The organism is Streptomyces sp. NPDC057854, assembly GCF_042797055.1.
Lineage (GTDB): Bacteria > Actinomycetota > Actinomycetes > Streptomycetales > Streptomycetaceae > Streptomyces.
In genome coordinates this window covers 19,694-45,862 of sequence record NZ_JBHVMF010000021.1, presented here as the reverse complement: position 1 = coordinate 45,862, position 26,169 = coordinate 19,694, and the positions used below count along the sequence as shown (strand labels likewise).

General features: G+C 75.0%; 27 protein-coding genes and 1 pseudogene. 11 read left to right on the top strand and 17 right to left on the bottom strand.

Annotated features, from left to right (window positions below; translation table 11 throughout):
* Positions 1-140: 140 nt before the first annotated feature.
* Together yaaA and eda are read left to right on the top strand one after the other, a co-directional pair.
* A complete protein-coding gene (yaaA, locus tag ACFVQZ_RS27015; RefSeq protein ID WP_030498297.1) occupies positions 141-908 on the top strand; it encodes a peroxide stress protein YaaA in 768 nt (255 codons plus the stop codon).
* Positions 909-970: 62 nt separating this feature from the next.
* On the top strand, positions 971-1,609 hold the full coding sequence (gene eda / locus ACFVQZ_RS27010; RefSeq protein ID WP_383626828.1) for a bifunctional 4-hydroxy-2-oxoglutarate aldolase/2-dehydro-3-deoxy-phosphogluconate aldolase: 639 nt from the start codon (positions 971-973) through the stop codon (positions 1,607-1,609).
* On the opposite strand, the gene ACFVQZ_RS27005 is transcribed toward eda, so the two are convergent.
* From ACFVQZ_RS27005 to ACFVQZ_RS26985, 5 genes are all read right to left on the bottom strand, one after another.
* Positions 1,596-2,408 carry a GNAT family N-acetyltransferase gene (locus tag ACFVQZ_RS27005; RefSeq protein ID WP_383626825.1) on the bottom strand — a complete coding sequence of 271 codons (813 nt, stop codon included), beginning with the start codon at positions 2,406-2,408 and terminating at the stop codon, positions 1,596-1,598. The two genes, eda and ACFVQZ_RS27005, sit on opposite strands and share 14 nt — an antisense overlap.
* 1 nt (position 2,409) lies before the next feature.
* Positions 2,410-3,735 (bottom strand): bifunctional RNase H/acid phosphatase, encoded by a 1,326-nt coding sequence (locus ACFVQZ_RS27000; protein ID WP_383626823.1) that lies wholly within the window; start codon positions 3,733-3,735, stop codon positions 2,410-2,412.
* Positions 3,735-4,478 (bottom strand): C4-type zinc ribbon domain-containing protein, encoded by a 744-nt coding sequence (locus ACFVQZ_RS26995; protein WP_321193498.1) that lies wholly within the window; start codon positions 4,476-4,478, stop codon positions 3,735-3,737. Before ACFVQZ_RS26995 ends, ACFVQZ_RS27000 begins: the two co-directional genes overlap by 1 nt.
* Positions 4,475-5,293 carry a Nif3-like dinuclear metal center hexameric protein gene (locus tag ACFVQZ_RS26990; RefSeq protein WP_383626820.1) on the bottom strand — a complete coding sequence of 273 codons (819 nt, stop codon included), beginning with the start codon at positions 5,291-5,293 and terminating at the stop codon, positions 4,475-4,477. Before ACFVQZ_RS26990 ends, ACFVQZ_RS26995 begins: the two co-directional genes overlap by 4 nt.
* A 98-nt stretch (positions 5,294-5,391) precedes the next feature.
* Positions 5,392-6,429 (bottom strand): iron-siderophore ABC transporter substrate-binding protein, encoded by a 1,038-nt coding sequence (locus ACFVQZ_RS26985; protein ID WP_030498303.1) that lies wholly within the window; start codon positions 6,427-6,429, stop codon positions 5,392-5,394.
* A gap of 242 nt (positions 6,430-6,671) precedes the next feature.
* On the opposite strand from ACFVQZ_RS26985, the gene ACFVQZ_RS26980 reads away from it, so the two are divergent.
* Positions 6,672-7,877, top strand: coding sequence for a hypothetical protein (locus ACFVQZ_RS26980; protein ID WP_030498304.1), 1,206 nt, complete (start codon positions 6,672-6,674; stop codon positions 7,875-7,877).
* A gap of 58 nt (positions 7,878-7,935) precedes the next feature.
* Positions 7,936-8,070, top strand: a complete 135-nt coding sequence (locus ACFVQZ_RS26975; protein ID WP_321193496.1) for a hypothetical protein — start codon at positions 7,936-7,938, stop codon at positions 8,068-8,070.
* Between the two features lie 97 nt (positions 8,071-8,167).
* Here ACFVQZ_RS26975 and ACFVQZ_RS26970 read toward each other — a convergent pair whose 3' ends face one another.
* From ACFVQZ_RS26970 to ACFVQZ_RS26960, 3 genes are read right to left on the bottom strand one after another with little or no spacing between them, the layout of a single operon-like run.
* Positions 8,168-9,112 carry a 3-oxoacyl-ACP reductase gene (locus ACFVQZ_RS26970; RefSeq protein WP_030498305.1) on the bottom strand — a complete coding sequence of 315 codons (945 nt, stop codon included), beginning with the start codon at positions 9,110-9,112 and terminating at the stop codon, positions 8,168-8,170.
* Between the two features lie 24 nt (positions 9,113-9,136).
* Positions 9,137-10,213: a Zn-dependent alcohol dehydrogenase gene (locus ACFVQZ_RS26965; RefSeq protein WP_030498306.1), complete on the bottom strand. Its 1,077-nt coding sequence runs from the start codon at positions 10,211-10,213 to the stop codon at positions 9,137-9,139.
* Between the two features lie 21 nt (positions 10,214-10,234).
* On the bottom strand, positions 10,235-11,089 hold the full coding sequence (locus ACFVQZ_RS26960; protein WP_030498307.1) for a MaoC/PaaZ C-terminal domain-containing protein: 855 nt from the start codon (positions 11,087-11,089) through the stop codon (positions 10,235-10,237).
* 296 nt (positions 11,090-11,385) lie between these two features.
* On the opposite strand from ACFVQZ_RS26960, the pseudogene ACFVQZ_RS26955 reads away from it, so the two are divergent.
* A pseudogene (locus ACFVQZ_RS26955) lies at positions 11,386-11,808 on the top strand (response regulator); the annotation flags it as partial.
* Positions 11,809-11,859: 51 nt separating this feature from the next.
* Here ACFVQZ_RS26955 and ACFVQZ_RS26950 read toward each other — a convergent pair.
* From ACFVQZ_RS26950 to ACFVQZ_RS26920, 7 genes are all read right to left on the bottom strand, one after another.
* Positions 11,860-12,540 carry a response regulator gene (locus ACFVQZ_RS26950; protein WP_383626816.1) on the bottom strand — a complete coding sequence of 227 codons (681 nt, stop codon included), beginning with the start codon at positions 12,538-12,540 and terminating at the stop codon, positions 11,860-11,862.
* The gene (locus ACFVQZ_RS26945; protein WP_051788463.1) at positions 12,537-13,724 is read right to left on the bottom strand and encodes a histidine kinase; all 1,188 of its coding nucleotides are present in this window, start codon (positions 13,722-13,724) and stop codon (positions 12,537-12,539) included. Before ACFVQZ_RS26945 ends, ACFVQZ_RS26950 begins: the two co-directional genes overlap by 4 nt.
* A gap of 7 nt (positions 13,725-13,731) precedes the next feature.
* Positions 13,732-14,394 (bottom strand): DUF998 domain-containing protein, encoded by a 663-nt coding sequence (locus ACFVQZ_RS26940; protein ID WP_321193497.1) that lies wholly within the window; start codon positions 14,392-14,394, stop codon positions 13,732-13,734.
* Positions 14,395-14,509: 115 nt separating this feature from the next.
* Entirely contained in the window at positions 14,510-15,958 is a 1,449-nt protein-coding gene (locus ACFVQZ_RS26935; RefSeq protein ID WP_051788465.1) for an MFS transporter, read from the bottom strand.
* A 69-nt stretch (positions 15,959-16,027) separates the two neighbouring features.
* Positions 16,028-17,230, bottom strand: a complete 1,203-nt coding sequence (locus ACFVQZ_RS26930) for a beta-ketoacyl synthase N-terminal-like domain-containing protein (RefSeq protein ID WP_383626811.1) — start codon at positions 17,228-17,230, stop codon at positions 16,028-16,030.
* 11 nt (positions 17,231-17,241) lie between these two features.
* Entirely contained in the window at positions 17,242-19,410 is a 2,169-nt protein-coding gene (locus ACFVQZ_RS26925) for an acyl-CoA dehydrogenase (protein ID WP_383626809.1), read from the bottom strand.
* Positions 19,411-19,498: 88 nt separating this feature from the next.
* Positions 19,499-20,239 (bottom strand): helix-turn-helix domain-containing protein, encoded by a 741-nt coding sequence (locus tag ACFVQZ_RS26920; protein ID WP_030498315.1) that lies wholly within the window; start codon positions 20,237-20,239, stop codon positions 19,499-19,501.
* Between the two features lie 239 nt (positions 20,240-20,478).
* Between ACFVQZ_RS26920 and ACFVQZ_RS26915 the strand changes: the two genes are divergently transcribed.
* The 4 genes from ACFVQZ_RS26915 (at position 20,479) to ACFVQZ_RS26900 (ending at position 23,533) form a co-directional block, all read left to right on the top strand.
* Positions 20,479-21,150: a DUF4097 family beta strand repeat-containing protein gene (locus ACFVQZ_RS26915; protein ID WP_383626806.1), complete on the top strand. Its 672-nt coding sequence runs from the start codon at positions 20,479-20,481 to the stop codon at positions 21,148-21,150.
* A 45-nt stretch (positions 21,151-21,195) separates the two neighbouring features.
* On the top strand, positions 21,196-22,164 hold the full coding sequence (locus tag ACFVQZ_RS26910; RefSeq protein WP_383626803.1) for an ATP-binding cassette domain-containing protein: 969 nt from the start codon (positions 21,196-21,198) through the stop codon (positions 22,162-22,164).
* Entirely contained in the window at positions 22,161-22,946 is a 786-nt protein-coding gene (locus tag ACFVQZ_RS26905) for an ABC transporter permease (RefSeq protein WP_383626800.1), read from the top strand. The genes ACFVQZ_RS26910 and ACFVQZ_RS26905 overlap by 4 nt, the downstream gene beginning before the upstream one ends.
* A 182-nt stretch (positions 22,947-23,128) precedes the next feature.
* Positions 23,129-23,533, top strand: a complete 405-nt coding sequence (locus tag ACFVQZ_RS26900; protein ID WP_383626797.1) for a DUF4259 domain-containing protein — start codon at positions 23,129-23,131, stop codon at positions 23,531-23,533.
* A gap of 72 nt (positions 23,534-23,605) precedes the next feature.
* Here ACFVQZ_RS26900 and ACFVQZ_RS26895 read toward each other — a convergent pair whose 3' ends face one another.
* Complete coding sequence (locus ACFVQZ_RS26895) at positions 23,606-23,980, bottom strand: hypothetical protein (protein ID WP_030495259.1); 375 nt, start codon at positions 23,978-23,980, stop codon at positions 23,606-23,608.
* Positions 23,981-24,143: 163 nt separating this feature from the next.
* Here ACFVQZ_RS26895 and ACFVQZ_RS26890 point away from each other — a divergent pair, with 163 nt between their 5' ends.
* On the top strand, positions 24,144-24,779 hold the full coding sequence (locus tag ACFVQZ_RS26890) for a class I SAM-dependent methyltransferase (RefSeq protein WP_030495260.1): 636 nt from the start codon (positions 24,144-24,146) through the stop codon (positions 24,777-24,779).
* Between the two features lie 27 nt (positions 24,780-24,806).
* On the opposite strand, the gene ACFVQZ_RS26885 is transcribed toward ACFVQZ_RS26890, so the two are convergent.
* Complete coding sequence (locus ACFVQZ_RS26885; RefSeq protein ID WP_030495261.1) at positions 24,807-25,451, bottom strand: dihydrofolate reductase family protein; 645 nt, start codon at positions 25,449-25,451, stop codon at positions 24,807-24,809.
* 136 nt (positions 25,452-25,587) lie between these two features.
* On the opposite strand from ACFVQZ_RS26885, the gene ACFVQZ_RS26880 reads away from it, so the two are divergent.
* On the top strand, positions 25,588-26,169 hold the full coding sequence (locus ACFVQZ_RS26880; RefSeq protein WP_383626792.1) for a TetR/AcrR family transcriptional regulator: 582 nt from the start codon (positions 25,588-25,590) through the stop codon (positions 26,167-26,169).

The following is a 26,169-nucleotide window of genomic DNA, read 5'->3' as shown; positions in this document are numbered from 1 at the left end:
GTGGCGGCGTGGGGGCGGGGGAAGGCAGGGCGGGGGTGTGGGGGGGGCGGCGGAGCGGGCGGTGGGGGTGGGGGCCGGACCTCGTACGCTGGCATGCCGGGGCCGCATCCCCGTTCCCGTACGTATGAAGGAGAACCACCGTGCTCGTGCTGCTGCCGCCGTCCGAAGGCAAGGCACCCTCCGGGTCCGGGGCGCCGCTCAAGCCGGAGTCGCTGTCGCTGCCGGGGCTCGCGGAGGCGCGCGCGGCGGTGCTGGACGAGCTGGTCGAGCTGTGCCTGGCCGACGAGGAGAAGGCGCGCGAGGTGCTGGGCCTGAGCGAGGGGCTGCGCGGCGAGGTCGCGAAGAACGCCGGGCTGCGGACGGCGGGCGCGCGGCCGGCCGGGGAGGTCTACACGGGCGTGCTGTACGACGCGCTGGGGCTGGCGACGCTGGACGCGGCGGCCCGGAAGCGCGCGGGCGCCTCGCTGCTGGTCTTCTCCGGGCTGTGGGGCGCGGTGCGGGTGACCGACCGGATCCCGTCGTACCGCTGCTCGATGGGGGTCAAACTGCCGGGGCTCGGCGCGCTGGGCGCGCACTGGCGGGGGGCGATGGCGTCGGTGCTGCCGGAGGCGGCCGGGGACGGGCTGGTGCTGGACCTGCGCTCGTCGGCGTACGCGGCGGCGTGGAAGCCGAAGGGCGAGGTGGCGGCGCGGACGGCGACGGTACGGGTGCTGCACGCGCCGACCCGGAAGGTCGTCAGCCACTTCAACAAGGCGACCAAGGGCCGGATCGTCCGCAGCCTGCTGCAGGCGGGCGCGGCCCCGGCCACCCCGGCGGAGCTGGCGGAGGCGCTGGGCGACCTCGGCTACGTGGTGGAGACGGGCGCGAAGGCGGGGGCGCTGGACGTGCTGGTGGACGAGATCCACTGAGCGCTGTTGCGCTCTGTGCAACGAGCGTTGCGTGGGCTGGAGGTGCTGGGCAGGATGAGGTCATGTCCCGCACCCCCGGTCTCTTCGCGCTCGCCCCGCACGCCCCCGTCGTCCCGGTCGTCGTCATCGAGGACGCCGCCGACGCCGTGCCGCTGGCCCGCGCCCTGGTGGCCGGCGGGCTGCCGCTGATCGAGTTCACCCTCCGGACCCCGGCCGCGCTCGACGCGGTGCGGGCGGTCGCGGCCGAGGTGCCGGAGGCGGTGGTCGGCGCGGGGACGGTGGTCTCGGCGGCCGGCGCGGCGGACGCGGTACGGGCCGGGGCGCGGTTCCTGGTGAGCCCCGGGTGCTCGGGGCGGCTGCTGGGGGCGCTGCGGGAGTCGGGCGTGCCGTTCCTGCCGGGCTTCTCGACCGCGTCCGAGGTGCTGGCCCTCCTGGAGGAGGGCGTGACGGAGCTCAAGTTCTTCCCGGCGGAGGCGGCGGGCGGCGTCCCGTATCTGAAGTCGCTGGCGGGGCCGCTGCCGCAGGCCCGGTTCTGCCCGACGGGCGGCATCTCGGCCGCCTCCGCCCCCGGCTACCTCGCGCTGCCGAACGTCGCCTGCGTGGGCGGCACCTGGATGCTGCCGCCGGACGCGCTCGCCGCCCGCGACTGGCGGCGGGTGGAGGCGCTGGCGCGCGAGGCGGCGGGGCTCAGCCGCCGGTGAGCCGCACCGCGAGGTGGTCGGTCACCGGGCGGTAGCCGAGGCGCCGGTACAACGCGTTGCTGGTGGGGTTGGCGAGGTCGGTGAAGAGCAGGACCTGGGTGGCGCCGGAGGCGAGGGCGGCCCGGCTGACGGCGGTGGTGGCGCCCGCCGCGTACCCCCGGCGGCGCTCTGCGGGCGGGGTGTGGACGAGGTGGACCCGGGCCTGGCCCTCGACGGTGCGGGAGACGGCGGCCATCGACACCGGGCGCCCGCCGGCGTCCTCCCAGAGGTGGAGGCGGCGCTCGGTGACGCGTTCGGTGAGGAAGCCGGTGTAGTCGGCGGCGGGTTCCTCGCCGATGGCCCGGGCGAAGTCCGACGTCCAGCCGGCGAGCAGCGGCAGGTCGGCCTCGGTCGCGCACCGGGCGCGGCCGGCCGGCGCCGGGTCGGGCGGGGTGAGCTGCCCGAGCCGGAAGAGCCGCAGGCGCGTGAGCGGGGTCCAGGGGCGTCCGGTGGCGTCGAGGTACGCCTCCACCGCCGCCGTCTCGCCGCGCAGCTCGGCCGGCTCGGCGCCGTCGGGCAGCGTCAGCGCCCGGGCCGCCTCCGGGGTGGTCGCGCCGAGGGACGGCAGGCCGGGGCGCGGGATCGCGACGACGCCGGTGACCCGGCCGTCCGGCTCCGTCCACCAGCCGAGCCGGTCCGCCGTCGCCATGAGCGTGAGCACGGAGGTGTTGCGGGCCGGGTCGGCGGCGAGGTGCGCGCCGGCGGCGGCGCGGAAGACGGCGGGATCGGCGGTGAAGTGCCAGCGGCCGGTGCGTGCCACGTCAGCGCCTGAGGTGCGAGGTGTCGTTGAGGAGCCGCACGGAGGCGTTGCCGTCGGCGTAGTAGGCGACGGCGGAGAGCGAGGCGGCGGACAGCTCCATCTTGAACAGGGACTCCGGCGGGGCGCCGAGCGCCAGTCTGACCAGGGTCTTGATGGGGGTGACGTGGCTGACGAGGAGGACGGTGCGGCCCCCGTGGGCGGCGGCCAGCCGGTCGCGGGCGGCGGCGACCCGGCGGGTGACGGCGGCGAAGCTCTCGCCGCCGCCGGTGGGGGCGGCCTTCGGGGACGCCAGCCAGGCGTCGAGGTCCTCGGGGTGCCGCTCGCGGACCTCGGCGAAGGTCAGCCCCTCCCAGGCGCCGAAGTCGGTCTCGCGCAGCCCCTGGTCGACGACGACGTCGAGGCCGAGGCGGGCGGCGACGGTCTCGGCGGTCTGCCGGCAGCGGAGCAGCGGCGAGGTGACGATGTGCTGGACGGTGCCGCGCGCGGCGAGCGCGTCGGCGACGGCGGCGGCCTGCCGCCGGCCGGCCTCGGACAGCTCGGGGTCGGAACCCCCGCTCCCGGAGAACCGCTTCTCGGGCGTGAGCGCGGTCTCGCCGTGCCGGAGCAGGACGAAGGTGGCGGGAGCGCCCAGATCGGGCGGGGCGGCGGCGGGTGCGGTGCCGGCGGTGCCGACGGTGGGTGCGGTGCCGACGGTGGGTGCGGGCGTGGCGGCGGGTGCGGGCGCGGCAGCGTGTGCGATGCCGGCGGCAGGGGCGGTGCCGGTGACAGGTGCTGTGCCGGCGGCGGGGGTGATGCCGGCGGCTGACAGGGCCGCGCGGGCGCGGGCCGCGCCCGCCTTCGCGTCGCCGGGCGGGCCCGAGGCCGGCAGGGTGGCCGCGACGCGGGCCGCGGAGGTGTCGCGCGGCGACCACTGCTCGCCGCGCCCGCCCGCGTCCATCGCCTCGTTGGCCAGCCGGTCGGCGTGCTTGTTGCGCTCGCGCGGGATCCACTCGTAGCGGACCCGGTCGGCGGGGAAGACGCGGGCCGCCTCCGCCGCCAGCGGCTTCATGTCGGGGTGCTTGATCCTCCAGCGGCCCGACATCTGCTCGACGACGAGCTTGGAGTCCATCCTGACCCGGACCACGGCGTCGGGCGCCAGGTCCAGGGCCGCGCGGAGGCCCGCGATGAGGCCCTTGTACTCGGCGACGTTGTTGGTGGCGACGCCGATGTACTCGGCGGCCTCCGCGAGCGTCTCGCCCGTGGCCGGGTCGAGGACGACGGCACCGTACCCGGCGGGTCCCGGATTGCCCCGGGAGCCGCCGTCCGCCTCGACCACGAGCTCGCGCATTACAGGCCGGACTCCGCCGTGCGGACGAGGATGCGGCGGCAGTTCTCGCAGCGCACGACCGCGTCCTTGGCGGCGGCCCGCACCTCGTTCAGCTCGGTGATGTTGAGCTCGATGTGGCAGCCCTCGCACTTGCGCTGGTAGAGGCGGGCCGCGCCGACGCCGCCCTGCTGCTCGCGGAGCTTGTCGTACAGCTTCAGCAGGTCGGCGGGGACGGTGCCGGCGACGACCTCGCGCTCCTTGGCGACGCCGGCGGCCTCCTCGTCGAGGCCGGCCTGGGCGGTGTCCCGGCGGGTGGTGGCGTCGTCGACCTTGGCCTGGACGGCGGCGACGCGGTCGGTGAGCTCGGCGACGCGCTCCTGCGCGGACTCGCGGCGCTCCATCACCTCCAGGACGATCTCCTCCAGGTCGCCCTGGCGCTTGGCGAGCGAGGTGATCTCGCGCTGGAGGCTCTCCAGGTCCTTCGGGGAGGAGACGGCGCCGGAGTCGAGCCGCTGCTGGTCGCGGGCGGCGCGCTGGCGGACCTGGTCGACGTCCTGCTCGGCCTTGGTCTGCTCGCGGGCGCAGTCGCTCTCCTCGGTCTGCGCGGCGACGAGCAGGTCGCGCAGCTGGGTGAGGTCCTTGGTCAGCGCCTCGATCTCCGCGTGCTCGGGCAGCGCCCTGCGCTTGTGGGCGAGCTGCTGGAGGCGGACGTCCAGGGCCTGGACGTCGAGGAGGCGGATCTGGTCGGCGGGCGCGGCGTTCAGTTGGGGGCTCCAGAGGAAGTGTGGTGGGAGGACCAGGGGTCGGTGACCGTCGTCGAGACGTGGACGCGGAGGTCCCAGCCGTGACGGTCGGAGATCGCGTCGAGCTGGGCGGCGGCCTGCTCGCACCAGGGCCATTCGGTGGCCCAGTGGGCGGCGTCGACGAGGCCGAGCGGGGAGTGCTGGGTGGCCTCGGACGCGGGGTGGTGGCGCAGGTCCGCGGTGAGGAAGGCGTCCACCCCGGCGGCCCGCACGGCGCCGAAGAGGCTGTCCCCGGAGCCGCCGCTGACGGCGACGCGCCGGACGGTCAGCTCCGGGTCGCCGGCGACCCGGATGCCCTGCGCGGTGGCCGGCAGCCGCCGCGCGGCGCGGGCGGCGAACTCCGCGAGGGTCTCGGGGTGGTCGAGCTCGCAGATCCGGCCGAGGTTGTTCTCGGGGACGAGCGGGCCGGTGACGCGCAGGCCGAGGGCGCCGGCGAGGGCGTCGGAGACGCCGGGGTCGGCGGTGTCGGCGTTGGTGTGCACGACGTGCAGGGCGATGTCGTGCTTGATCAGCGTGTGCACGACGCGGCCCTTGAAGTGGTCCGCGGCGACCGTCGTCGTCCCGCGCAGGTAGAGCGGGTGGTGGGTGACGATCAGGTCGGCGCCGAGGTCGACGGCCTCGTCGGCGATCTCCTGGACGGGATCGACGGCGAAGAGGACGCGGCGCACCTCGGCGTCGGGGTCGCCGCAGACGGTGCCGACGGCGTCCCACGCTTCGGCGCGCTCCGGTGGCCAGAGGGCGTCGAGCTCGGCGATGACTTCAGACAGACGGGGCACGGAGGAAAGGCTACCTGTCCTCCGTGCCCCGCCGTTCTGGCCTGTGGACAACCGGGCTCCGGCCGCGTTTCGCGTCACCCGGCCCGGTCCCGTCCGTCCTACTTGACCAGGTCGGCGCGCAGGTCGTCGAGGACGCTGTTCGCGGCGGTGACGCCGAGGCCGAGGTACCAGGTCTCGTCCGGGACGTCCTTGGCCTGGCCGTTCTTGACGGCCTTCAGGTTCTTCCACAGCGGGTTGCCCTGGGCGGCGTCCTTCTTGGTCGCCTTGGCGTCGCCGTAGACGCCGGTGAAGATCCAGTCGGCGTCGGCCTGGTCGATCTTCTCGGGGCTGATCTCGGCGGCCAGCTCGTCGATCTGCTGGTTCTTCGGGCGGGGCAGGCCGGCGTCTTCCAGGATGGTGCCGATGAAGGACGCCTTGGCGTAGAGGCGGATCTTGCCGGGGAGGTAGCGGACCATGGAGATGGTCGGCTTGTTCGGGCCGACGTCCTCGCCCAGCTTCTTCGCCTTGGTCTCGTAGGCGGCCAGCTTCTCCTTCGCCTCGGCGGTCTTGTCGAGCGCGGCGGCGTTGAGGAGGTAGTTCTCCTTCCAGGTGAAGCCCGGGCGGATGGAGAACACGGTCGGGGCGATCTTCGCCAGCTCGTCGTACTTGTCGGCGGCGCGGAGCTGGCTGCCGAGGATGAGGTCGGGCTGGAGGTTGGCGATGGCCTCCAGGTTCAGGTTGTTGATGGTGCCGACCGACTTGGGGGCGCCGGCGTCCTTGGCGAGGTAGCCGGGGATGCCGTCGTCGCCCTCGGAGGGGGCGTAGCCGACGGGCTTGACGCCGAGGGAGACGACGTTGTCGAGCTCGCCGACGTCGAGGACGACGACGCGCTTGGGGGCGGCCTTGACCTCGGTGGTGCCCATGGCGTGGGTGAGGGTGCGCGGGAACTGGCCGGGCTTGGCGTCGGTGCCCATGGCGGCGGTCTTGGCGGCGGCGTCGCCGAAGTCCTTGCCGCCGGTGGCGACGTCCTTCTTCTTCGCCGTGTCCTCCTTCGCGGCGGAGGTGTCGGACGAGCCGTCGCCTCCTCCGCAGGCCGCGAGGGAGAGCGCGGCGGTGAGGGCGACGGCGGCGGCGGTGCCGCGGCGGCGGAGGGACATCGGGAGGGCTCCTCTTCGATGGCGGACGTCGCGTGGGGGACGACGAGGGGACGGACCCGCGGCGGACCCACAGGCTCCGCTTAGGCTCGCCTTACCTTACGTACCGCCGGCCCCGTCAGCACAACCGGCCCCTCCCCCTCAATCGAACGCACCGACCGCCACCCTTATGTGTGAAGTGCGGGGGCTCGTGTTGTTCGGCTGGAAGTGCGAAAACTAGCTTCGTGGCCGGAGGTGACGAGTCGATGACAGCGTGTGCCATCGAGACCACGGCCGAGGACGGCGACCACGAGGGGACGGCCGTCCACCCCCCGGCGGGGTTCGCGATCACGGCGAACGGCGCGTACGGGGCCCGGCTCGCCGGTTCCGGGGACGCCCTGTACGCGGAGCGGTGGACGCTCGACGGCCCGGAGCCGTACGCCGTCCCGCTCCCGCTGGACCAGCCGGAGGAGCCGGACACCCGGCTGCTGCCGCTGGCCGACGGACGGGTCCTGGTGTGCCGCCGGGTCGACGGGCGGCGCCACACCTTCTCGCTCCTGTACCCGACCGGTCCCGGCACCGGCGAGCTGCGGCTCGGCTCGGTGGAGGCCCCGGGCCCGGGCCTGGTGGAGCTGCTGCCTCCGTCCCCGGACGGCATCTGCGCCTACGCGATGCACGCCGGCCCGGAGACCACCACGCTCTGGCTGGTGGCGGGCGGGGCCTTCGGCCCGGAGCGGGTCGCGGAGCTGCCCGGCCACTGCGCGGGCGGCGTCTGGCTGGACCGTACGGGGCGGATCCTGGCGCTCGACCGGCGGCTCGGCGACGGGCCGGTGAAGACGGTGACGGTGGACCTGGAGCGGGGCGGCGAGGTGTCCCCGCTGCTCCAGATCACCGAGGAGAGCCAGGACCGGCTGCTGCTCGCGGACCCGGACAGCGGGCTGCTGCTGATCCGGTCGGACGCGCCGTCGCCGGGGCACGAGCGGCTGGGCTGGGGGGTCTTCGGCAGTCTGCTGCCGGTGCGGTTCCCGGAGTGCCTGCGGCTGGACGACGCGGCGGTGACGCCGTTCGCGGTCCAGCCGGGGCAGGTGCTGATGCCGGAGAGCTGCGGTGTGGCGCTGCGGATCGACGCGGCGGCCGGCAGCTGGGTCGGCCTGTGGCGGCCGGCGGGCCGGCGGATGCACCAGGTGGCGGCGCCGCCCGGGTGGGTGGCGGGCGCCGGGACGTGGACGCCGGAGGGCGTGCTGCGGCTGCCGTGTTCGACGGAGGAGCTGCCGTGCGCGCTGGCGGGTCTCACGGTGCCGCCGGAGCCGGAGCCCGGTCCGGAGTCCGCGTCCGCGTCCGCGTCGGGGCCCGGCGGGGAGGCGGCGGCCGGCCCCGGCGCGAAGGGCGGGCACGCGCGCGCGTACCGGCCGGTGCCGCTCCAGCAGGCGCCCCTGGCGGACCGTAAACCCGCTGCTCAGCCCGGCGGTTAAACTCTCCCCGCCGCAGCGCCGGCACAGCATCAGCACGTCCCACGGGGTGAGTACGACCATGACGCAGAACAGCACGGAGACGACGCAGGAGCCGCAGGAGTCGGGTGCCGGACGGCACCGCGGCGCGGCGGCGGCGGAGGAGTCCCCCTCCGCCCCGCACGGCCGGCACCGGCGCGAGGCGGACGAGCGCTAGCTTCCGCCACGCGCGCGTGGCGAAGGGCCCCGGGGGATGCGCTCCCCCGGGGCCCTTCGCCGTCCCCCCGTCCCCACCGCCCCCGTGCCGGTGGCGGTCAGCGCTTCTTCAGGCCCAGGACCTCGGCCGCCGCGAAGGTCTCGTTCGGCGGGCGCTCCGCGAAGTACGGGGTGAGCAGCCCGTCCAGTTCCCCGAAGCCGAAGACCTCCTTGGCGGTGTCGAACTGGGCGGCCACCCGGGGCCGTTCGACGACGGCGACCATTCCGCCGTGGACGACGAGCAGCTGTCCGTTGACCCGGGCCGCGGCCGGGGAGGCGAGGTAGCCGACGAGCGGCGCCACGTGCTCCGGCGACAGCGGGTCGAGCGCGTCCTCGCCGGACGGTTCGGCGAAGCCGGCGAAGACGTCCTCCGTCATGCGGGTCCGCGCGCGCGGGCAGATCGCGTTGGCGGTGACGCCGTACTTGGCGAGGGCGAGGGCGGTCGAGGTGGTCAGGCCGACGATGCCGCCCTTGGCCGCCGCGTAGTTGGGCTGCCCGGCGGAGCCGGCGAGGAACGCCTCGGAGGAGGTGTTGACGATCCGGCCGTAGACGCCGGTCTCCCCCGCCTTGGCGCGTCCGCGCCAGTGGGCGGCCGCGAAGTGGGTGGTGTTGAAGTGGCCCTTGAGGTGGACGCGGATGACCGAGTCCCATTCGTCCTCGCTCATCGAGAAGATCATCCGGTCGCGCAGGATGCCCGCGTTGTTGACGAGGACGTCCAGCTTGCCGAAGGCGGCGACGGCCAGGTCGACCAGGCCGCGCGCGGTCGCGAAGTCGGAGACGTCGCCGAGGTGGGCGACGGCACGGCCGCCGGCGGCGGTGATCTCGGCGGCCACCTCCTCGGCGGGGGCGGCCGACGCCTCGCCGGAGCCGTCCCGGCCGGGCTGCCCGTAGTCGTTGACGACCACGGCGGCGCCGAGGCGGGCCAGTTCGAGCGCCTCGGCGCGGCCGAGCCCGCGTCCGGCGCCGGTGACGATCGCGCTCAGCCCCTGGAGCGGCAGTGACATGGCGGGGTCCTCCCGGATCACGGTTCAGATCTCGATGCAGGTGCGGAGCGACGTGCCGGTCCGCATCTGCTCCAGGGCGTCGTTGACGCCCGACAGCGGGACCCGGTGGGTGATCAGCGACTCCAGGTCGATGCGGCCGGCCCGCCAGAGCGCGATGGCCCGCTCGTACGACCGGAGCACGTCGCCGCCGCCGTACAGGGAGGGCAGGATCCGCTTCTCGTCGAAGAACAGCTCGAACATGTTGAGCTGGAGGTGGTCGTCCATGGCACCGGCGCCGACCACGCACAGCGTGCCGCCGCGCCGGGTGGTCTCGTACGCGGTTCGCGCGGTGGCGGACCTGCCGACGACCTCGAAGACGTAGTCGAAGCCCTCGCCGGCGGTGATCCGCTGCTTGGCGTCGGCCAGCGCCTCGGGGGCGACGGCCTCGGTGGCGCCGAAGCGGAGCGCGGCCTCGCGGCGGGACGCGACGGGGTCGACGGCGACGATCTGGGCGGCGCCCTGGAGCCGGGCGCCCTGGACGGCGGAGATGCCGACGCCGCCGCAGCCGATCACGGCGACCGACGCACCGGCCTCCACCTTGGCGGTGTTGAGGGCGGCCCCGAGGCCGGTGGTGACGCCGCAGCCGATGAGGGCGGCGATGTCGAAGGGCACGTCGTCGGGGATGGGGACGGCGCAGCCGGCGTCGACGACGACCTCCTCGGTGAAGGTGCCGGTGCCGGCGAAACCGAAGACGTCGCCGCCGGGGCGCCGGAAGTTCGGGGTACCGGCGTTCATGAAGCCGGCGAGGCAGAGCTGGGTCTGGCCGCGCCGGCAGGCGGCGCAGCTCCCGCAGGCGGGCAGCCAGCAGAGCAGGACCCGCTGCCCCGGGGTCAGTCCGGTGACACCGTCGCCGACGTCGAGGATCTCGCCGGCGCCCTCGTGGCCGGGGACGAACGGCGCGGGCTGCGGCAGGACGCCGCTCATGGCGGAGACGTCGGAGTGGCACAGGCCGGTGGCCCGCACCCGGATCCGCACCTTGCCCGGGCCGAAGCCCACCGCCTCGACGTCGTCGAGGACCTCCAGTTTGTCCTGGCCGATCTCGTGCAGTACGGCTGCGCGCATGGTGCGGCTCCCATCAGCAGATCAGGCGTGTTCGACGAGGGTGTCGGCGAGGACGGGCGCGTCGTCGCGCTCCGCGGCCGTCGCCGTCACCTGGACGCGGCCGTCGCCGGCCCACATCCGGATGCGCAGGGTCTCGCCGGGGAAGACGACCCCGGCGAAGCGGGTGCGGTAGGCGCGGACGCGGGTGACGTCACCGCCCAGCACCGTGTCCACGACGGCCTTGAGGGTCATGCCGTACGAGCAGAGGCCGTGCAGGATCGGCCGGTCGAAGCCGGCCAGGGCGGCGAAGTCGGGGTCGGCGTGGAGGGGGTTCCAGTCGCCGGAGAGGCGGTAGAGGAGGGCCTGTTCCTCGCGGATCGGGCGCTCGACGGTCTTGTCGGGCTCGCGGCCGGGGACCTCCAGGCGCTCGGAGGGGCCGCGGTCGCCGCCCCAGCCGCCCTCGCCGCGGACGAAGATCTGGGCGTCGGAGGTCCACAGCGGGCCGTCGGCGTCGGCGGCCTCGGAGCGCAGCACCAGGACGGCGGCCTTGCCCTTGTCGTACACGGCGGCGACGCGGGAGGTGGAGACGGCCCGGCCGCCGGCGGGCAGCGGGCGGTGCAGGGTGAGCGACTGGCCGCCGTGGAGGACGGCGGCGAGGTCGATGTCGATGCCGGGGGCGGACAGTCCGCCGACGACCCCCATGCCGGCGCCGGCGACGGTGGCGAAGCTGGGCAGCACGTGGAGCCGGGATTCGAGGGTGTAGCGCAGTTCGGCGGGGTCGGTGGCGGGGCGGCCCGCGCCGATGCCGAGGTGGTAGAGCTGGACGTCCTTGTGGTCCCAGGAGATCTCGGCGCTGCGGGGCTCGGCGGCGAGGGCCTTGGCGGCGTCAATGGGCATCGGCCTGCTGCTCCTTGGATGCCTCGGGGGTGGAAGACCTCGGCGCGACCGTCCGCACCGTCGGTCACGCCGAGGCCGTGCGGGAACCGTCCCGTACGCGACTCACTAGAACGCGTTCCAGTTCGGTGTCCCCCATGTATAGCGGAGGCCCCGGGGGTTGGGAACCCTCGTACCCCACTGTTCTGACGGTACGTCAGAACCTCCGTCCGGACGAGGCCCCGGACACGCCACCGTCCGGCCCTCGTGGCGTCCGGCGCGGACGCGGCGGCGCGCCTAGGCTTCGGAGGGTGAACGAGATGCCGCGGGACCACCGGCCGTCGAAGTCCGTCCGGGTGCTCCTCGCCGAGGACCCGGGGGCGGTACGCGGCGGGCTCGCGCTGCTGCTGGGCATGGAGCCGGACATCGCGGTCGTCGCCCGGGTGGAGCGGGGGGACGAGGTCGTGGCGCGGGCGCTGTCGGCGCGGCCCGACGTGGCGCTGCTGGACGCCGAGCTGCCGGGCCGGCCGGGCCTCGACGCGGCGGCGGACCTGCGGGACGAGGTGCCGGACTGCCGGGTGCTGATCCTCGCCACCTCCGGCCGGCCCGGGTACCTGCGGCGGGCGGCGGAGGCCGGGGCGGCCGGGCTCCTGGTGAAGGACGGTCCGGTGCGGGAGCTGGCGGAGGCCATCCGGGCGGTGCTGCGCGGCGAGACCGTCATCGACCCGGCCCTCGCGGCAGCGGACCGGCCGGGCCCGGCCTAGGGCCGCGGGGCCTGTCCGCCGGGCCGGTCCTCAGCTCACGCCGGTGGGGCCGCCGGGGACGACCAGGCCCGTCTCGTAGGCGAGGATCACCAGCTGGGCGCGGTCGCGGACGCCCAGTTTGGCGAGGGCGCGGGTGACGTGGGTCTTCGCGGTGAGGGGGCTGATGACGAGGCGTGCGGCGATCTCGTCGTTGGAGAGGCCGGTGGCGATGAGGCGGGTGACCTCCCGCTCGCGGGCGGTCAGGACGGCGAGGCGTTCGGCGGTGCCGGTGGGGGCGGCCGGGCGGTGGGCGAACTGTTCGACGACCCGGCGGGTGGCGCTCGGCGAGAGCAGCGCGTCGCCGGCGGCGACGGCGCGGACGGCCTGGCGCAGGTCGTCGGGTTCGGTCTCCTTGGTGAGGAAGCCGCTGGCGCCGGCGCGGAGGGCCGCGAAGACGTACTCGTCGGTCTCGAAGGTGGTGAGGACGATGACCCGGCAGCCGCTCAAGTCGGGGTCGCCGACGAGGGTCCGGGTCGCGGTGAGGCCGTCGGTGCCGGGCATCCGGATGTCCATGAGGACGACGTCCGGGCGGACGGCGCGGGCGGTGCGGACGGCCTCGTCGCCGGTGCCGGCCTCGCCGGCGACGACGATGTCCCGGGCCCGGCCGAGGAGGCTGCGGAAGCCGGCGCGCACGAGGGCCTGGTCGTCGGCGAGGAGCACCTTGATCGTCATGGGCGGAAGCCTGGCACGGGGAGGACGGCCCGGACCAGCCATCCGTCGCCGTCGGCGGGCCTGCCGGCGGTGAGTTCGCCGCCGAGGGCGTGGACGCGTTCGGTCATGCCCCGGATGCCGTGCCCGGGGGCCGGCGCGGGGCCCGGCGGGGCCGGGCCGTCGTCGGCGACGGTGACCTCCACCCGGTCCGGGGCGCAGTGGACGGTGACCTCGGCGTGCGAGGCGCCGGAGTGGCGGGCGGTGTTGGTGAGGGCTTCCTGGACGAGCCGGTGGACGGCGAGGGAGACCGGGGCGGGGACGACGGCGGGGTCGCCGGTGGTCTCCAGCCGGATGGCGAGGGAGGGGGTGCGCAGGCGGGCGACGAGGGCGGCGAGTTCGGGGACGCCGCCGGCGGGTTCCGCCGGGGCGTCTCCCGGCGCGCGCAGGACGTGGACGAGGGAGCGGAGGTCGCGTACGGCGGCGGTGCGGACCTCCTGCGCGGTGGCGAGGGCGGCGCGTGCCTCGGCCGGGGAGTCGTCCAGGGCCTCGGCGGCGACGCGGAGCTGGAGGCCCACGACGGTGAGGGTGTGGCCGACGACGTCGTGGAGTTCGCGGGCGATCTCCAGGCGGGCCTCGGCGATCCGCCGGCCGGCCTCCAGGTCCCGCTCGCGGGCCTCGCGCAGCAGCCGGTCGTCGAGGGCGGCGCGCCAGCGGAGGCGGTTGCGGTAGGCGGTGGCGGCGGCCAGCAGCAGGGCCAGCCACAGGGCCTCGGCGCCCAGGGAGGCGAGGGCCTCGCGGGGGCCGGTGCCGGCGGTGGACAGCTCCCAGGCGGCGGCGAACGCGAGGGTGGCGGCGCCGACGGCGGCGGCCCGGGGCAGGCCGGGGCGGCCGGGGCGGTCGTCGGCGGCCAGCCCGGCGTACGCGGCGGACACCGGCCAGACCCAGCCCGCGTCGGTGAGTCCGGAGGTGCGGAGGACGAGGACGGCCTGGACAGACAGGAGGAGCACGGCGAGCGGCCACCGGCGCCGGACCAGGAGGAGCAGGGCCAGCCAGACGGCGAGCGGCAGGGCGCCGGCCGCGTCCAGCCGGCCGCCGAAGCGGGCGGTGGCGGCCGGCACGGCGACCAGGGTGGCGGCGGCGAGCAGCCCGTCGAGGCGTATCGCGCGCAGGGCTGCCGCGGTCGTACGGGCGAGCGCTCGGTCCATGTGCCGATCATGCACGACGGCCCCGCTCCCCGGCGGCGGTCGCGAGGAGCGCGACGGCGACCCAGCCGAAGTCGGCGGCGAGCACGATCCGTTCGGCGAGCCCGAGGAGGGTGGGGGCGCCGAGCAGGCCGAGGGAGGGGCCGCCGTCCATGACGTCGGCGAGGAGGACGGCGAGGGCGGACGTGCCGAGGAGGGAGACGGCGGTGAGGGCGTCGAGCGCGGTCCGCAGCCGGGGCCGGGCCGCGACGAGCCTGCGGCGGAGCAGGAGCGCGGCCGCGGGGAGGGCGGCGAAGGCGAGGAACGCGGCGTTGCCGTGGACGAGTTCGGAGAGCGAGGGGCGGTGGTGGTGGCCGGGAGGGTCGGCGGGGAAGAGCCCGGCGACCAGGATCCCCGCGGTCCACGCCGCTACGGCGATCCGGCCGGCCCCGTGGCCCGTGAGCCGTGCCGCGAGGAGGGCGGAGGCGGCGGCGACCGCAAGGAGGCCGGCGGGGAGGAGCAGGCCGGCGGTGCCGTGCACGTACCGACTCAGGGCTTCGCTCAGCAGGGCATGGCCGGGGTTCACCAGCTCCAGCGTCGTCAGGGCCAGGGTGCCGGCGCCGATCAGGGCGAGCCCGGCCCGTACCCCCGCGGTCGTCGTCCTCCCGGCCGCTCGCGTCATCGTCGTCGTCATGCCGTCCTCCTCGTCGTCGTAACTTCCGTTGGTGTTCAGGAAGTTACGGAGGGGACGGGGCCGGCCGCGTCCTCCGGGCGCGGTCACCCGGTCCTGCGCCGGACGGTGGAGGTGGTCAGTCCTGCTGCACCGTTCGGTGTACGGAGCGGGGCAGCCACACCGCCATGAGGACGGCGGCGGTGAGCAGGACGCCGGCGGAGACGCGGAAGGCCAGGGCGTAGCCGGGCACCAGGTGGGCGCCGTCGGAGGTGGCGGCGTGGCCGGCGGCGGAGGCGGCGACGGTGGTGAGGACGGCGAGGCCGAGGGCGCCGCCCATGGTGCGGGAGGTGTTGACGAGCCCGGAGACGAGGCCGGCGTCGCCGGGGGCGGCACCGGAGGTGGCGAGGGTGGCGAGGGGGGTGGTGGCGAGGCCGATGCCGCCCATCATGAGGAGGCCGGGGCCGAGGATGGTGGTGAGGAAGGTGCCGTCGGCGGTCAGGGCGGACTGCCAGGCGAAGCCGGCGGCGGCGGTGAGGAGGCCGAGGACGGCGAGGTTCCGGGCGCCGGTGACGCCCATGAGGCGGGGTGCGGCCTTGGAGCCGACGAGGACGGCGAGGGAGCTGGGGACGAGGGCGAGGCCGGCCTGGAGGGGCGGGTAGCCGAGGACGTTCTGGGCGTACACCGTCATGAAGAACCACATGGCGAAGGAGCTCGCCCCGGCGAGCATGATGCCGGTGTTGGCGGCGGACACGGCGCGGTTGCGGAAGATGCCGAGCGGGACGAGGGGTTCGCGGGTGCGGCGTTCGACGGCGGTGAAGACGGCGAGGAGGGCGAGGCCGCCGAGGAGCGGGAGGAGGGTGGCGGCGGAGGTCCAGCCGGACAGCTCGGTCTGCACGATGCCGTAGGCGAGGGTGGCGAGTCCGGCGGTGACGAGGACGGCGCCGGGCAGGTCGAGGCGGCGGCCGGTGGTGGTGCGGCCCTCGCGGAGCCCGAGCACGGCGGCGGCGAGGAGGAGCACGCCGAGGGGGGCGTTGACGAGGAGGACCCAGCGCCAGTTCAGCAGGTCGACGAGGAGGCCGCCGACGAACCCGCCCGCGGCGCCGCCGGCCGCGCCGACGGCGGTCCAGGTGCCGATGGCCCGGGTGCGGGCGGCTCCGGCGGGGACGGCGGCGGTGACGAGGGTGAGGGTCGCCGGGGAGAGCGCGGCGGCGCCGAGTCCCTGGGCGGCGCGGGCGGCGATGAGCCAGCCGCCCTCGGGGGCGAGGCCGCCGACGACCGACGCGGCGGTGAAGAGCCCGAGACCGGCCAGGAACATGGTCTTGCGCCCGTACAGGTCGGCGGCCCGGCCGCCGAGGAGCATGAAGCCGGCGAAGGCGATCGAGTAGGCGTTGAGGACCCACTGGAGGCCGAGGGTGCCGAGGCCGAGGTCGGCCTTCATGGAGGGGAGGGCGACGTTCATGACCGACACGTCGAGGACGACGAGGAACTGCCCGGCGCAGGCGACGAGGACGACGAGCCAGGGGCGGGCGGCGGGTATGGGGGGTCGGGTCGTGGCGGTTCCGGTGGCGGAGTCGGTCTGCGGCATGCGTGTCATGGTCGCAGACCGGCTCCGCCCCGTACATCGGGCGGAGGGTCCGTCCCCGCGCACGGGGTCCTAGGGCTTGCGGAGGAGGGTGACGACGGCCGCGCCGCCGAGGCCGATGTTGTGGGCGAGGCCGACGCGGGCGCCGGGGACCTGACGGTCGGCGGCCTCGCCGCGGAGCTGCCGGACGAGTTCGGTGGCCTGGGCGAGGCCGGTGGCGCCGAGGGGGTGGCCCTTGGAGATGAGGCCGCCGGAGGGGTTGACGACCCAGCGTCCGCCGTAGGTGGTGGCGCCGGACTCGACGAGTGCGCCGGAGTCGCCGTCCCCGCACATGCCGAGGGCTTCGTAGGTGAGGAGTTCGTTGACGGAGAAGCAGTCGTGGAGTTCGACGACGTCGACGTCCTCGATGCCGAGTCCGGAGGCCTCGTACGCCTGCCGGGCGGCCTCGCGCGACAGGGGGCGGCCGACGGCGTCGATGCAGGAGCCGGAGGCGAAGGAGTCCGGGGTGTCGGTGGTCATGGCCTGGCCGGCGATCTCGACGGCCCGTTCCGCCAGGCCGTGGGCGGCGGCGAAGCGGGCGGAGACGACGAGGGCGGCGGCGGCGCCGTCAGAGGTGGGCGAGCACTGGAGCTTCGTGAGGGGGTGGTGGACGGTCTTCGCGGCGAGGATCTCGTCGACGGTGTACACGTCCTGGAACTGGGCGTCCGGGTTGCGGGAGGAGTGGAGGTGGTTCTTGGCGGCGACGGCGGCGAGCTGGGCCTCGGTGGTGCCGTACCGCTCCATGTGCTCGCGGGCGGCGTTCCCGAAGATCTGCGCGGTGGGCGGGGAGGCGGCGAAGCCGTGGGCGGCGGCCATGATGCCGTAGTGCCGGGCGACGGGCGAGGTCGCGAAGTCCCCCGCGCCGGAACCGCCGCCCAGGGAGCCCTTGTTCATCTTCTCGAAGCCGAGGGCGAGGACGCAGTCGGCGATGCCGCCCTCGACGAGCTGGCGGGCGGTCATGAGGGCGGTGGCGCCGGTGGCGCAGTTGTTGTTGAGGTTGTAGACGGGCAGGCCGGTGAGGCCGAGTTCGTAGACGGCCCGCTGGCCGGCGGTGGACGCCTGGAAGCAGTAGCCGACGACGGCCTGGTCGACCTCCCCGTACGGGACGCCGGCGTCGGCGAGGGCGGCGGTGCCGGCCTCGCGGGCCATGTCCCAGTACTGCCAGTCGCGGGTCTCGGGCTTCTCGAACCGCGTCATGCCGACCCCGGCGATGTACGACGTCGCAGTGTGCTGCATGGCGTGCCCTCTCAGTCCCTGGGGAGGCCGAGCAGCCGCTCGGCGACGACGTTGAGCTGGACCTGGGTGGTGCCCCCGGCGATGGTGAGGCAGCGGGACATGAGGTACCCGTGGACGGCCGCCGCGCCGGGGCCCTCGCGCACGGCGCCGTCGGGGCCGAGGAGTTCGAGGGCGAGTTCGGCGGTCTTCTGCTGGTGGAGGGTCTGGACGAGTTTGCGGACGCTGGCGCCGGCGCCGGGTTCGAGTCCGGAGACCTGGCGGAGGGTGGTGCGCATGCCGATGCAGGCGAGGGCGTGGGCCTCGGCGAGGAGGGCGCCGGTGCGGGCGCGTACGGAGCCGTCGGCGTCGGCGGCGGCCTTGATGAGCGCTACGAGGCCGGTGTCGAAGACGACCTGGTCGGCCATGTGGACGCGTTCGTTGCCGAGGGTGGTGCGGGCGACCCGCCAGCCGTCGTCCACGTCGCCGACGACGGCGTCGGCGGGGAGGAGGGCGCCGTCGAACCAGACCTCGTTGAAGAGGGAGTCGCCGGTGATCTCCTTGAGCGGCCGGATGTCGATGCCGGGCGTGTTCCGCATGTCGACGAGGAAGTACGTGAGCCCCCGGTGCTTGGGGGCGGCGGGATCGGTGCGGGCGAGCAGGATGCCGAAGTCGGCCGTGCGGGCGGCGCTCGTCCACACCTTCTGGCCGGTGATCCGCCAGCGGCCGTCCCCGGTGCGTTCGGCGCGGGTGCGCAGGGAGGCGAGGTCGGAGCCGGCGCCGGGTTCGGAGAAGAGCTGGCACCAGCGCTGTTCGCCGCGGAGGGTGGGGCCGAGGTGGCGTTCCTGCTGGGCGGGGCTGCCGTGGGCCAGGAGGGAGGGGACGACCCAGGTGGCGATGCCGAGTCCGGGGAGGGTGATGCCGGCCTCGTCGAGCGCCCGCTGGACGGCGAGCTGCTGGAGGGGGCCGGCGCCGAGGCCGTACGGCTCCGGGAGGTGCGGGGCGGCGTAGCCGGTGGGGGCGAGGACGCGGCGGGCGGCGGCGGGGTCGAGTCCGGCGGCGGGGGCGAGGGCGGCGCGGGCGGCGGCGCGGTACGGCTCGGCGGCGGGCGGCAGGTCGAGGCGGAGGGTGCGGCGCAGGCCGGTGGCGGCGTGCCGGAGCGCGTCGAGGCGGAACCGGTCGCCGGTGCCGAGGAGCTGGCGGGCGACGAGGGCGCGGCGGAGCAGGACGTGGGCGTCGTGTTCCCAGGTGAAGCCGATGCCGCCGAGGATCTGGACGCAGTCCTTGGCGCAGCTGTGGGCGGCGTCGAGGGCGGTCGCGGCGGCGAGGGCGGCGACGAGCGGCCGGGCGGGGTCGTCGGTGGCGCGGGCGGCGTCCCAGGTGAGGGCGCGGGCCTGTTCGAGCCGGAGCAGCATGTCGGCGCAGAGGTGTTTGACGCCCTGGAACCGTCCGATGGGGCGGCCGAACTGCTCGCGGGTGCGGGCGTGTGCGGCGGCGGTCTCGACGGCGCGGGCGGCGGTGCCGCAGGCGTCGGCGGCGAAGAGCACGGCGGCGAGGTCGTGGACGAGCCCGGTGTCGAGGGCGAGCACGCGGGCGTCGGGGACGGGGAGGGCGGCAGCGGTGACCTCGCCGGTGGGCCGGGTGGGGTCGGCGGAGGCGTGCGCCCGGACGGTGAGGCCGGGGGCGGGGGCGTCGACGGCGAGCCAGAGGGGGCCGTCGGCGGTGGCGGCCGGGAGGAGGAGCAGGTCGGCGTGGGGGGCGCCGAGGACGGGCGGGGCGGTGCCGTGGAGGACGTACCCGGTGCCGGTGCGGACGGCGGTGAGGGTGTTGGTGCCGCCGAGGGCGACGGCGCCGGTGCGGCGGCCTTCGGCGAGGTCGGCGAGGAGCGCGGACGCCCCTGCCCGGTGGAGGAGTTCGGCGGCGAGGACGGTCGGCAGGTAGGGGCCGGGGAGGAGGGCGCGGGCGGTCTCCTCGACGACGACGGCGAGGTCGTCGAGGCCGCCGCCCCCGCCGCCGTGCTCCTCGGGTACGTGGAGCCCGAGGAGGCCCTGCGCGGCGGCGGCGTCCCAGTACGCGGGCCGGCCGGGCGGTGGCTCGGGCGCGTCGAGCCACCGGCGGAGTTCACCGGGGGGTGCGGCGCGGGTGAGCCAGGCGCGGACGGACCGGGCGAGGTCCCGCTGTTCGTGCGTGACGGCGATACCCATGGCGCGCAGATTAGAACACGTTCCATTCTGACGGAAGGTCAGATACGTGGCGGATCACAGCCGTCGGGCTCGCACCCCGCAGGCCCCCTCAGTCCCGCTCCTCCGCTCCGGCCGCGCCCTCCGGCTTCGTCAGCAGGACCTCCCGGGCCTGTTCGGCGGCGCGGACGATGGCCTCGCTGACGAAGTCCATGAAGCGGGCGACGTTCTCCAGGCGGGCGGCGGCCGGGGTACCGGAGCCGAGGACGGAGACGCCCCGGCGCGCTATCTCGACCAGCTGCTCGTTCGCCCGGGCGGCGGCGATCATCGACTGGTACCAGAGCTCGTCGTCGACGAGGTACCGCTCGCGGCGCCGGTCGTCGCGCTCGCGGCGGATGAGGCTCTGGCCCTCCAGGAAGGCGACAGCCTTGGAGATGGACCCGGCGCTGACCTGGAGCCGGTCGGCGAGTTCGCCGGCGGTGAGGCTGCCCGCGTCGGTGGCGTACAGCGCGGCGAGGACGCGGGCGGTCATGCGGGGCAGTCCGCTCTGCATGAAGACGGTGGCGAACTCCTCCTCGTAGTCGCGCACGGCCGTCGCGTCGCGCCCGTCGCCGCGCGACGCGACGGGCCGGGCGCCGCCCGCGGCGGGCTTGCGCCGGCGGGCACGGGTCTCGGTGGCGCGGTGGGCGAGGTCGGGGCGGTACGCGGTGGGGCCGCCGTTGCGCATGACCTCGCGGGTGACGGTGGAGGTGGGCCGGTCGAGCCGCCGGGCGATCTCCGCGTACGCGAGCCCGTCACCGAGTCCCAGCGCGATCTGCTGACGTTCCTGCTGGGTGAGCCTGCCTCCCGGCATCGCCCTCTCCCTCCGTACGGGTCCGATACCGGGCCAGCATAGCGTTCACCGCGCCACCATTGCAACGCTCCGGCATATGTCGTTGCATCACCCCACAGTTCATTGCAATGAAATAGCGGCATCTAACTGCAGAGATGCCGATCCAGTGCAACAACACTCTTGCCGCACCTTGGAAAGCAACGTAGCTTTTCTCATGTCGGAAACGCCGACCGCGCACCACTCCCCAAGGAGCCGTCACCATGCAGACCTTCGCCACCGCCACCCCCGTCACCGCCGTCGTCGACATCCCCGCCGGCCACCTCCGCTTCATCGCCGCCGACCGCACCGACACCACCGTCGACATCCGCCCCGCCACCCCCGGCAAGAACCGCGACACCAAGGCCGCCGAGAACACCACCGTCACCTACGCCGACGGCATCCTCACCATCACCGCCCCCGAGCCCGGGAACCAGCTCTTCGGCCCCTCCGGTGCCGTCGAGATCACCGTCCAGCTCCCCGCCGGCTCCCACGTCCGCGCCAAGACCGCCGCCGCCGAACTCCGCGGCGTCGGCCGCCTCGGAGACGTCACCTACGAAAGCGCCCAGGGCCCCGCCAAGCTCGACGAGGCCGGCACCGCCCACCTCACCCTCCAGGACGGCGACATCACCATCGGCCGCCTCAACGGCCCCGCCGACCTCACCACCGCCCGCGGCGACCTCCGCGTCACCGAAGCCACCACCGGCACCCTCACCCTCACCACCCACTCCGGCTCCATCACCGTCGGCGCCGCCCGCGGCACCGCCGCCACCCTCGACGCCGGCACCACCCACGGCCGCGTCCACAACACCCTCCAGAACGCCAAGGGCACCGCCGCCGACCTCACCATCCACGCCACCACCTCCCACGGCGACATCACCGCCCACGCCAACTGACCGCCCCTCCCCGCCCCTTCCGACGCACCGAGGAGAACGCCCGTCATGACGCACCCCGCGATCGCGGCGAACGGTCTGCGCAAGTCGTACGGCGACAAGGTCGTCCTCGACGGAGTGGACCTGTCCGTCCCCGAGGGCACGGTCTTCGCCCTGCTCGGTCCGAACGGCGCCGGCAAGACGACCGCCGTGAAGATCCTCTCCACCCTGATCTCCGCCGACTCCGGCCGCGCCACCGTCGCCGGCCACGACCTCACCACCCACGCCCACCAGGTCCGCGCCGCCATCGGCGTCACCGGCCAGTTCTCCGCCGTCGACGGCCTCATCACCGGCGAGGAGAACATGCTCCTCATGGCCGACCTCCACCACCTCACCAAGACCGAGGGACGCAGGACCGCCGCCGAACTCCTCGCCCGCTTCGACCTCGTCGACGCCGCCAGGAAGCCCGCCTCCACCTACTCCGGCGGCATGAAACGCCGCCTCGACATCGCCATGACCCTCGTCGGCGGCCCCAGGATCATCTTCCTCGACGAACCCACCACCGGCCTCGACCCCCGCTCCCGCCACACCATGTGGCAGATCATCCGCGACCTCGTCGCCGACGGCGTCACCGTCTTCCTCACCACCCAGTACCTCGAAGAAGCCGACGAACTCGCCGACCGCATCGCCGTCCTCAACGGCGGCCGCATCGTCGCCGAGGGCACCGCCGACCAGCTCAAGCGCCAGATCCCCGGCGGCCACGTCCGCCTCCGCTTCACCGACCCCACCGCCTACCGCAGCGCCGCCGACGCGCTGGGCGGGGCCGCCGCGCGGGACGACGAGGCCCTGGCGCTCCAGCTCGCGAACGACGGCAGCCAGCGGGCGCTCCGGGCGCTCCTCGACCGGCTGGACACGGCCGGCGTCGAGGCCGACGAACTCACCGTCCACACCCCGGACCTCGACGACGTCTTCTTCGCCCTGACCGCGACCGACACCTCCCCCACCGTCCCCGCCCAGCCGAAGGAGAACGTCCGATGAGCACCCTGTCCCTCGCCGTCCGCGACTCGTCCACGATGCTCCGGCGGAACCTCCTCCACGCCCGCCGCTACCCCTCCCTCACCCTCAACCTGCTCCTCACCCCGGTGATGCTGCTCCTGCTCTTCGTCTACGTCTTCGGTGACGTGATGAGCGCGGGCATGGGCGGGGCGGACCGGGCGGCGTACGTGGCCTACCTGGTCCCCGGGCTGCTGCTGATGACGATCGGGTCCACCGTGATCGGCACGGCGGTCTCCGTCGCCAACGACATGAACGAGGGCATCATCGCCCGCTTCCGCACCATGGCGATCCACCGCCCGTCGATCCTCGTCGGACACGTCGTCGGCAGCGTCCTCCAGTCGGTGGCGAGCGTGGTCCTCGTCGGCGCGGTGGGCGTGGCGATCGGCTTCCGCTCCACGGACGCCACCGCCCTGGAGTGGCTGGCCGCCTTCGGTCTGCTGGTCCTGTTCGCGACGGCGCTCACCTGGATCGCGGTCGGCATGGGCCTGGTCTCCCCCAACGCCGAGGCCGCGTCCAACAACGCGCTCCCGCTGATCTTCCTGCCGCTGATCTCCAGCACCTTCGTGCCGGTCGCCCAGATGCCGGGCTGGTTCCAGCCGATCGCGGAGTACCAGCCCTTCACCCCGGCCATCGAGACCCTCCGCGGCCTGCTCCTCGGCACCGGGATCGGCCACCACGGCTGGCTCGCGGTCGCCTGGTGCGCCGGCCTCGCCGTCCTCGGCTACGTCTGGTCGGCGAAGACCTTCGCGAAGGACCCGCGGTAAGCGCGGTGTCGGTCGGTCCGGCATCCGCGCACCCACCCCCCAGGGGCGGCCCCTCCCGGCACCACGCCGGCGACGGGCCGCCCCTTCGGCGTCCCCGGACGCCGCGGTCCCGCGCGTTGTCAGTGGGCCCTGTCACGATGACGACCAGACCGACCGCACGAGCGCGAAGGGGCGGGGACGCCATGGGGACCTGGGACATCGGACCGTTCGACAACGACACCGCGGCCGACTTCTCATACCGGGTGGACGACGCCGCCGACGGGAGGAAGGCGGACGTGCTGCTCGCCGCCTTCCGGGAGGTGACGGGGACCGGGGAGGAGTACCTGGACGCGGACCTCGGGGCCGAGGCCGTCGCGTCGGCCGCGCTGGTGGCCGCGCAGTGCCCGGGCGGGGAGCCGGTGACGACCTCGTACGCCCCGAAGGAGCCGCTGGGCGAGCTGCCGGCCGCGCTGCGGGCGGAGGCGGTCGCCGCGCTGGACCGGGTGCTCGCCGAGCCGTCGGAACTCCTGGAGCTGTGGGAGGAGTCGGACGGCGAGGAGTGGAAGGCGGGGGTGCGGAGACTGCGGGACGTGCTCGCGGGCGCCTGACGCGGCCCGGGTGCGGGGCTCGCGCGGGCGTGCCGTGCGGCCCGGGTGGGGCTCGTTGGGCGTGCCTCCGGCTCACGCCGACGGCGCTCGGGCGCCTCTCCGGCGGGCGGTGAGCCCCCACACCACCGCCGCGACGGCCGAACCGACCGCGGTGACCGCGAGGAGCAGCAGCGCCGGGTTCAGCCACACCGGCACGATCTCCTCCCCGCCGCACACCAGGCTCACCGGCAGTTCGCTGCGGCTGTCCGGGGTGATCAGGCGGCCCGCCTTGAACCAGCACGAGTCCTGCGGCTGGAGGAACAGCACGTACGACAGCCCGTACACGTGCAGCGCCCCGCCGAGCACGGCGGCGGTCACGGCGGTCCACGCCGCCTTCTTCGCGGGCGTGCGCCGGCGCGGGGTGGCGGCCATCGGTCGGCGGCCCGCCGGAGTCCGGGTGCCGTCCATGGTGGTCCCCTCCCTGGCGCGGCTGATCGGCGCGGACGGCTCCCCTCCCCGGGGAGCGGCCGCTCGGAGGTGAGCGTAGCGGTGCGGGACGGTGTGGTTCGCGTGCGGCGGGTAGGGCACGATGGGCGCCCGTACCGACGTACTCGCCAGTAGGAGAACCGCCATGTCCGAGCCCAGTGCCGAGATCCTCGCCGCCTTCGAGGCCGCGAAGGGGTTCATGCCCGTCGGGGAGGGCCTGGCGCTGTACGCGGCGGCGGCCGAGGCCGCGAAGCTGGGGCTGCCGCTGCTGGAGGTGGGCACCTACTGCGGGCGCTCGACGATCCTGCTCGCGGACGCGGCGCGGGCGGCGGGGACGGTCGCGGTGACCGTGGACCACCACCGGGGCAGCGAGGAGCAGCAGCCGGGGTGGGAGTACCACGACCCGACGGTGGTGGACCCGGAGGTCGGCGTGATGGACACGCTGCCGACGTTCCGGCGGACGCTGCGGAAGGCGGGCCTGGAGGAGCACGTCGTCGCGGTGGTCGGGCGCAGCCCGCAGGTCGCGCGGGTGTGGGCCGGTGAGCTGGGGCTGGTGTTCGTCGACGGCGGGCACACGGACGAGCACGCGACGAACGACTACGAGGGCTGGGCCCCCAAGGTCGCCCCCGGGGGCCTGCTGGTCATCCACGACGTGTTCCCGGACCCGGCGGACGGCGGCCAGGCGCCGTACCGGATCTATCTGCGGGCGCTGGAGTCCGGTGACTTCGAGGAGGTGTCGGTCACGGACTCGCTGCGGGTGCTGCGCCGGACCGCCGCCTGACCCCGCGCCGGGTCCGCCCGGGCCGGGTCACTTCCGCCAGAAGAGGTGGTGGGTGACGCCGCTCGGGCTCGGCACGACGTCCAGGTGGTAGCGGTCGGTCAGCTCGTCGGGCGTGTCCCAGAGCTTGAGGCCGCTGCCGAGCTTCACGGGGGCGACGGCGACGTGCAGGGTGTCGACGAGGCCGGCGTCCAGGAACGCGCGGATCGTCGTCACCCCGCCGCCGAGGCGCACGTCCTTCCCGTCCGCCGCCTCCTTCGCCCGTTCCAGGGCGGTCGCCGGGTCGGCGTCGAGGAAGTGGAAGGTGGTGTCGGAGAGCGTGAAGGACGGGCGCTCGTGGTGGGTGAGGACGAAGACGGGGGTGTGGAACGGCGGCTCCTCGCCCCACCAGCCCTTCCACTCCTCGTCGCGCCAGGGGCCGCGCTGGGGGCCGAACTTGTTGCGGCCCATGATCTCGGCGCCGATGTTGTGGTGGAAGTCGCGGACCAGGTAGTCGTCCAGGCCGCGGCTGCCGCCGGGGTCGGTGCGGGTGGGCCAGCCGGCGGTGGCCCCGGCCCAGGCGAAGAGCTTCGCCGGGTCGGCGTGCCCGAAGGGCCGCTCCAGGGACTGGTCCTCGCCGGCGGCGATCCCGTCGGCGGAGACGGAGAAGTTCTGGACTTTCAGCAGCTGGGGCATGGGGCTCCTCCTGGGGTGTTCGTTCCGTGCTCTTTCCGCGTTCCGCAGTGATGACCGTCCGGGCGGCGCGAACTCATCGCGGGCGGATACCCTGGCGAAGGGGTTCAGTTGTAGTACTACGAACGGAGTGGTCTCCATGGCCCGTCGGAACGAGGAACGGCGCGCCGCGCTCGTGGACGCCGCGATCGAGGTGCTGGCCCGCGACGGCGCCCGGGGCCTGACCTTCCGGGCGGTGGACGGCGAGGCCGGGGTGCCGACGGGGACGGCGTCCAACTACTTCGCCAACCGCGACGACCTGCTCACCCAGGCCGGCGCCCGCGTCTACGAACGGCTCCAGCCGGACGACGCGACCATGGAGGGGACCAGGACCGCGCCGCACGACAAGGCGACGTACACGCGGCTCATGCGGGAGCTGGTCGGGCGGATCTCCGCCTTCCGCACCGGCTACCTCGCGCTCCTGGAACTCCGCCTGGAGGCCACCCGCCGGCCCGCGCTCCGCGCGATCCTCACCGAGCGGATCCGGGCCGACGTCGAGCAGAACGTGACCTTCCACGAGGCGTCCGGGCTGCCCGGCGACGCCACCGCCGTCAAGCTGCTCGTGCTCACCCTGAACTGGCTGATCGTGGAGCAGCTGACCCTCCCCGACGTCTTCTCGGAGGAGGAGCGCGACGCGCTGGTGGCGGCGGCGGTCGACCGGATCGTCTTCACCCGGGGGTGA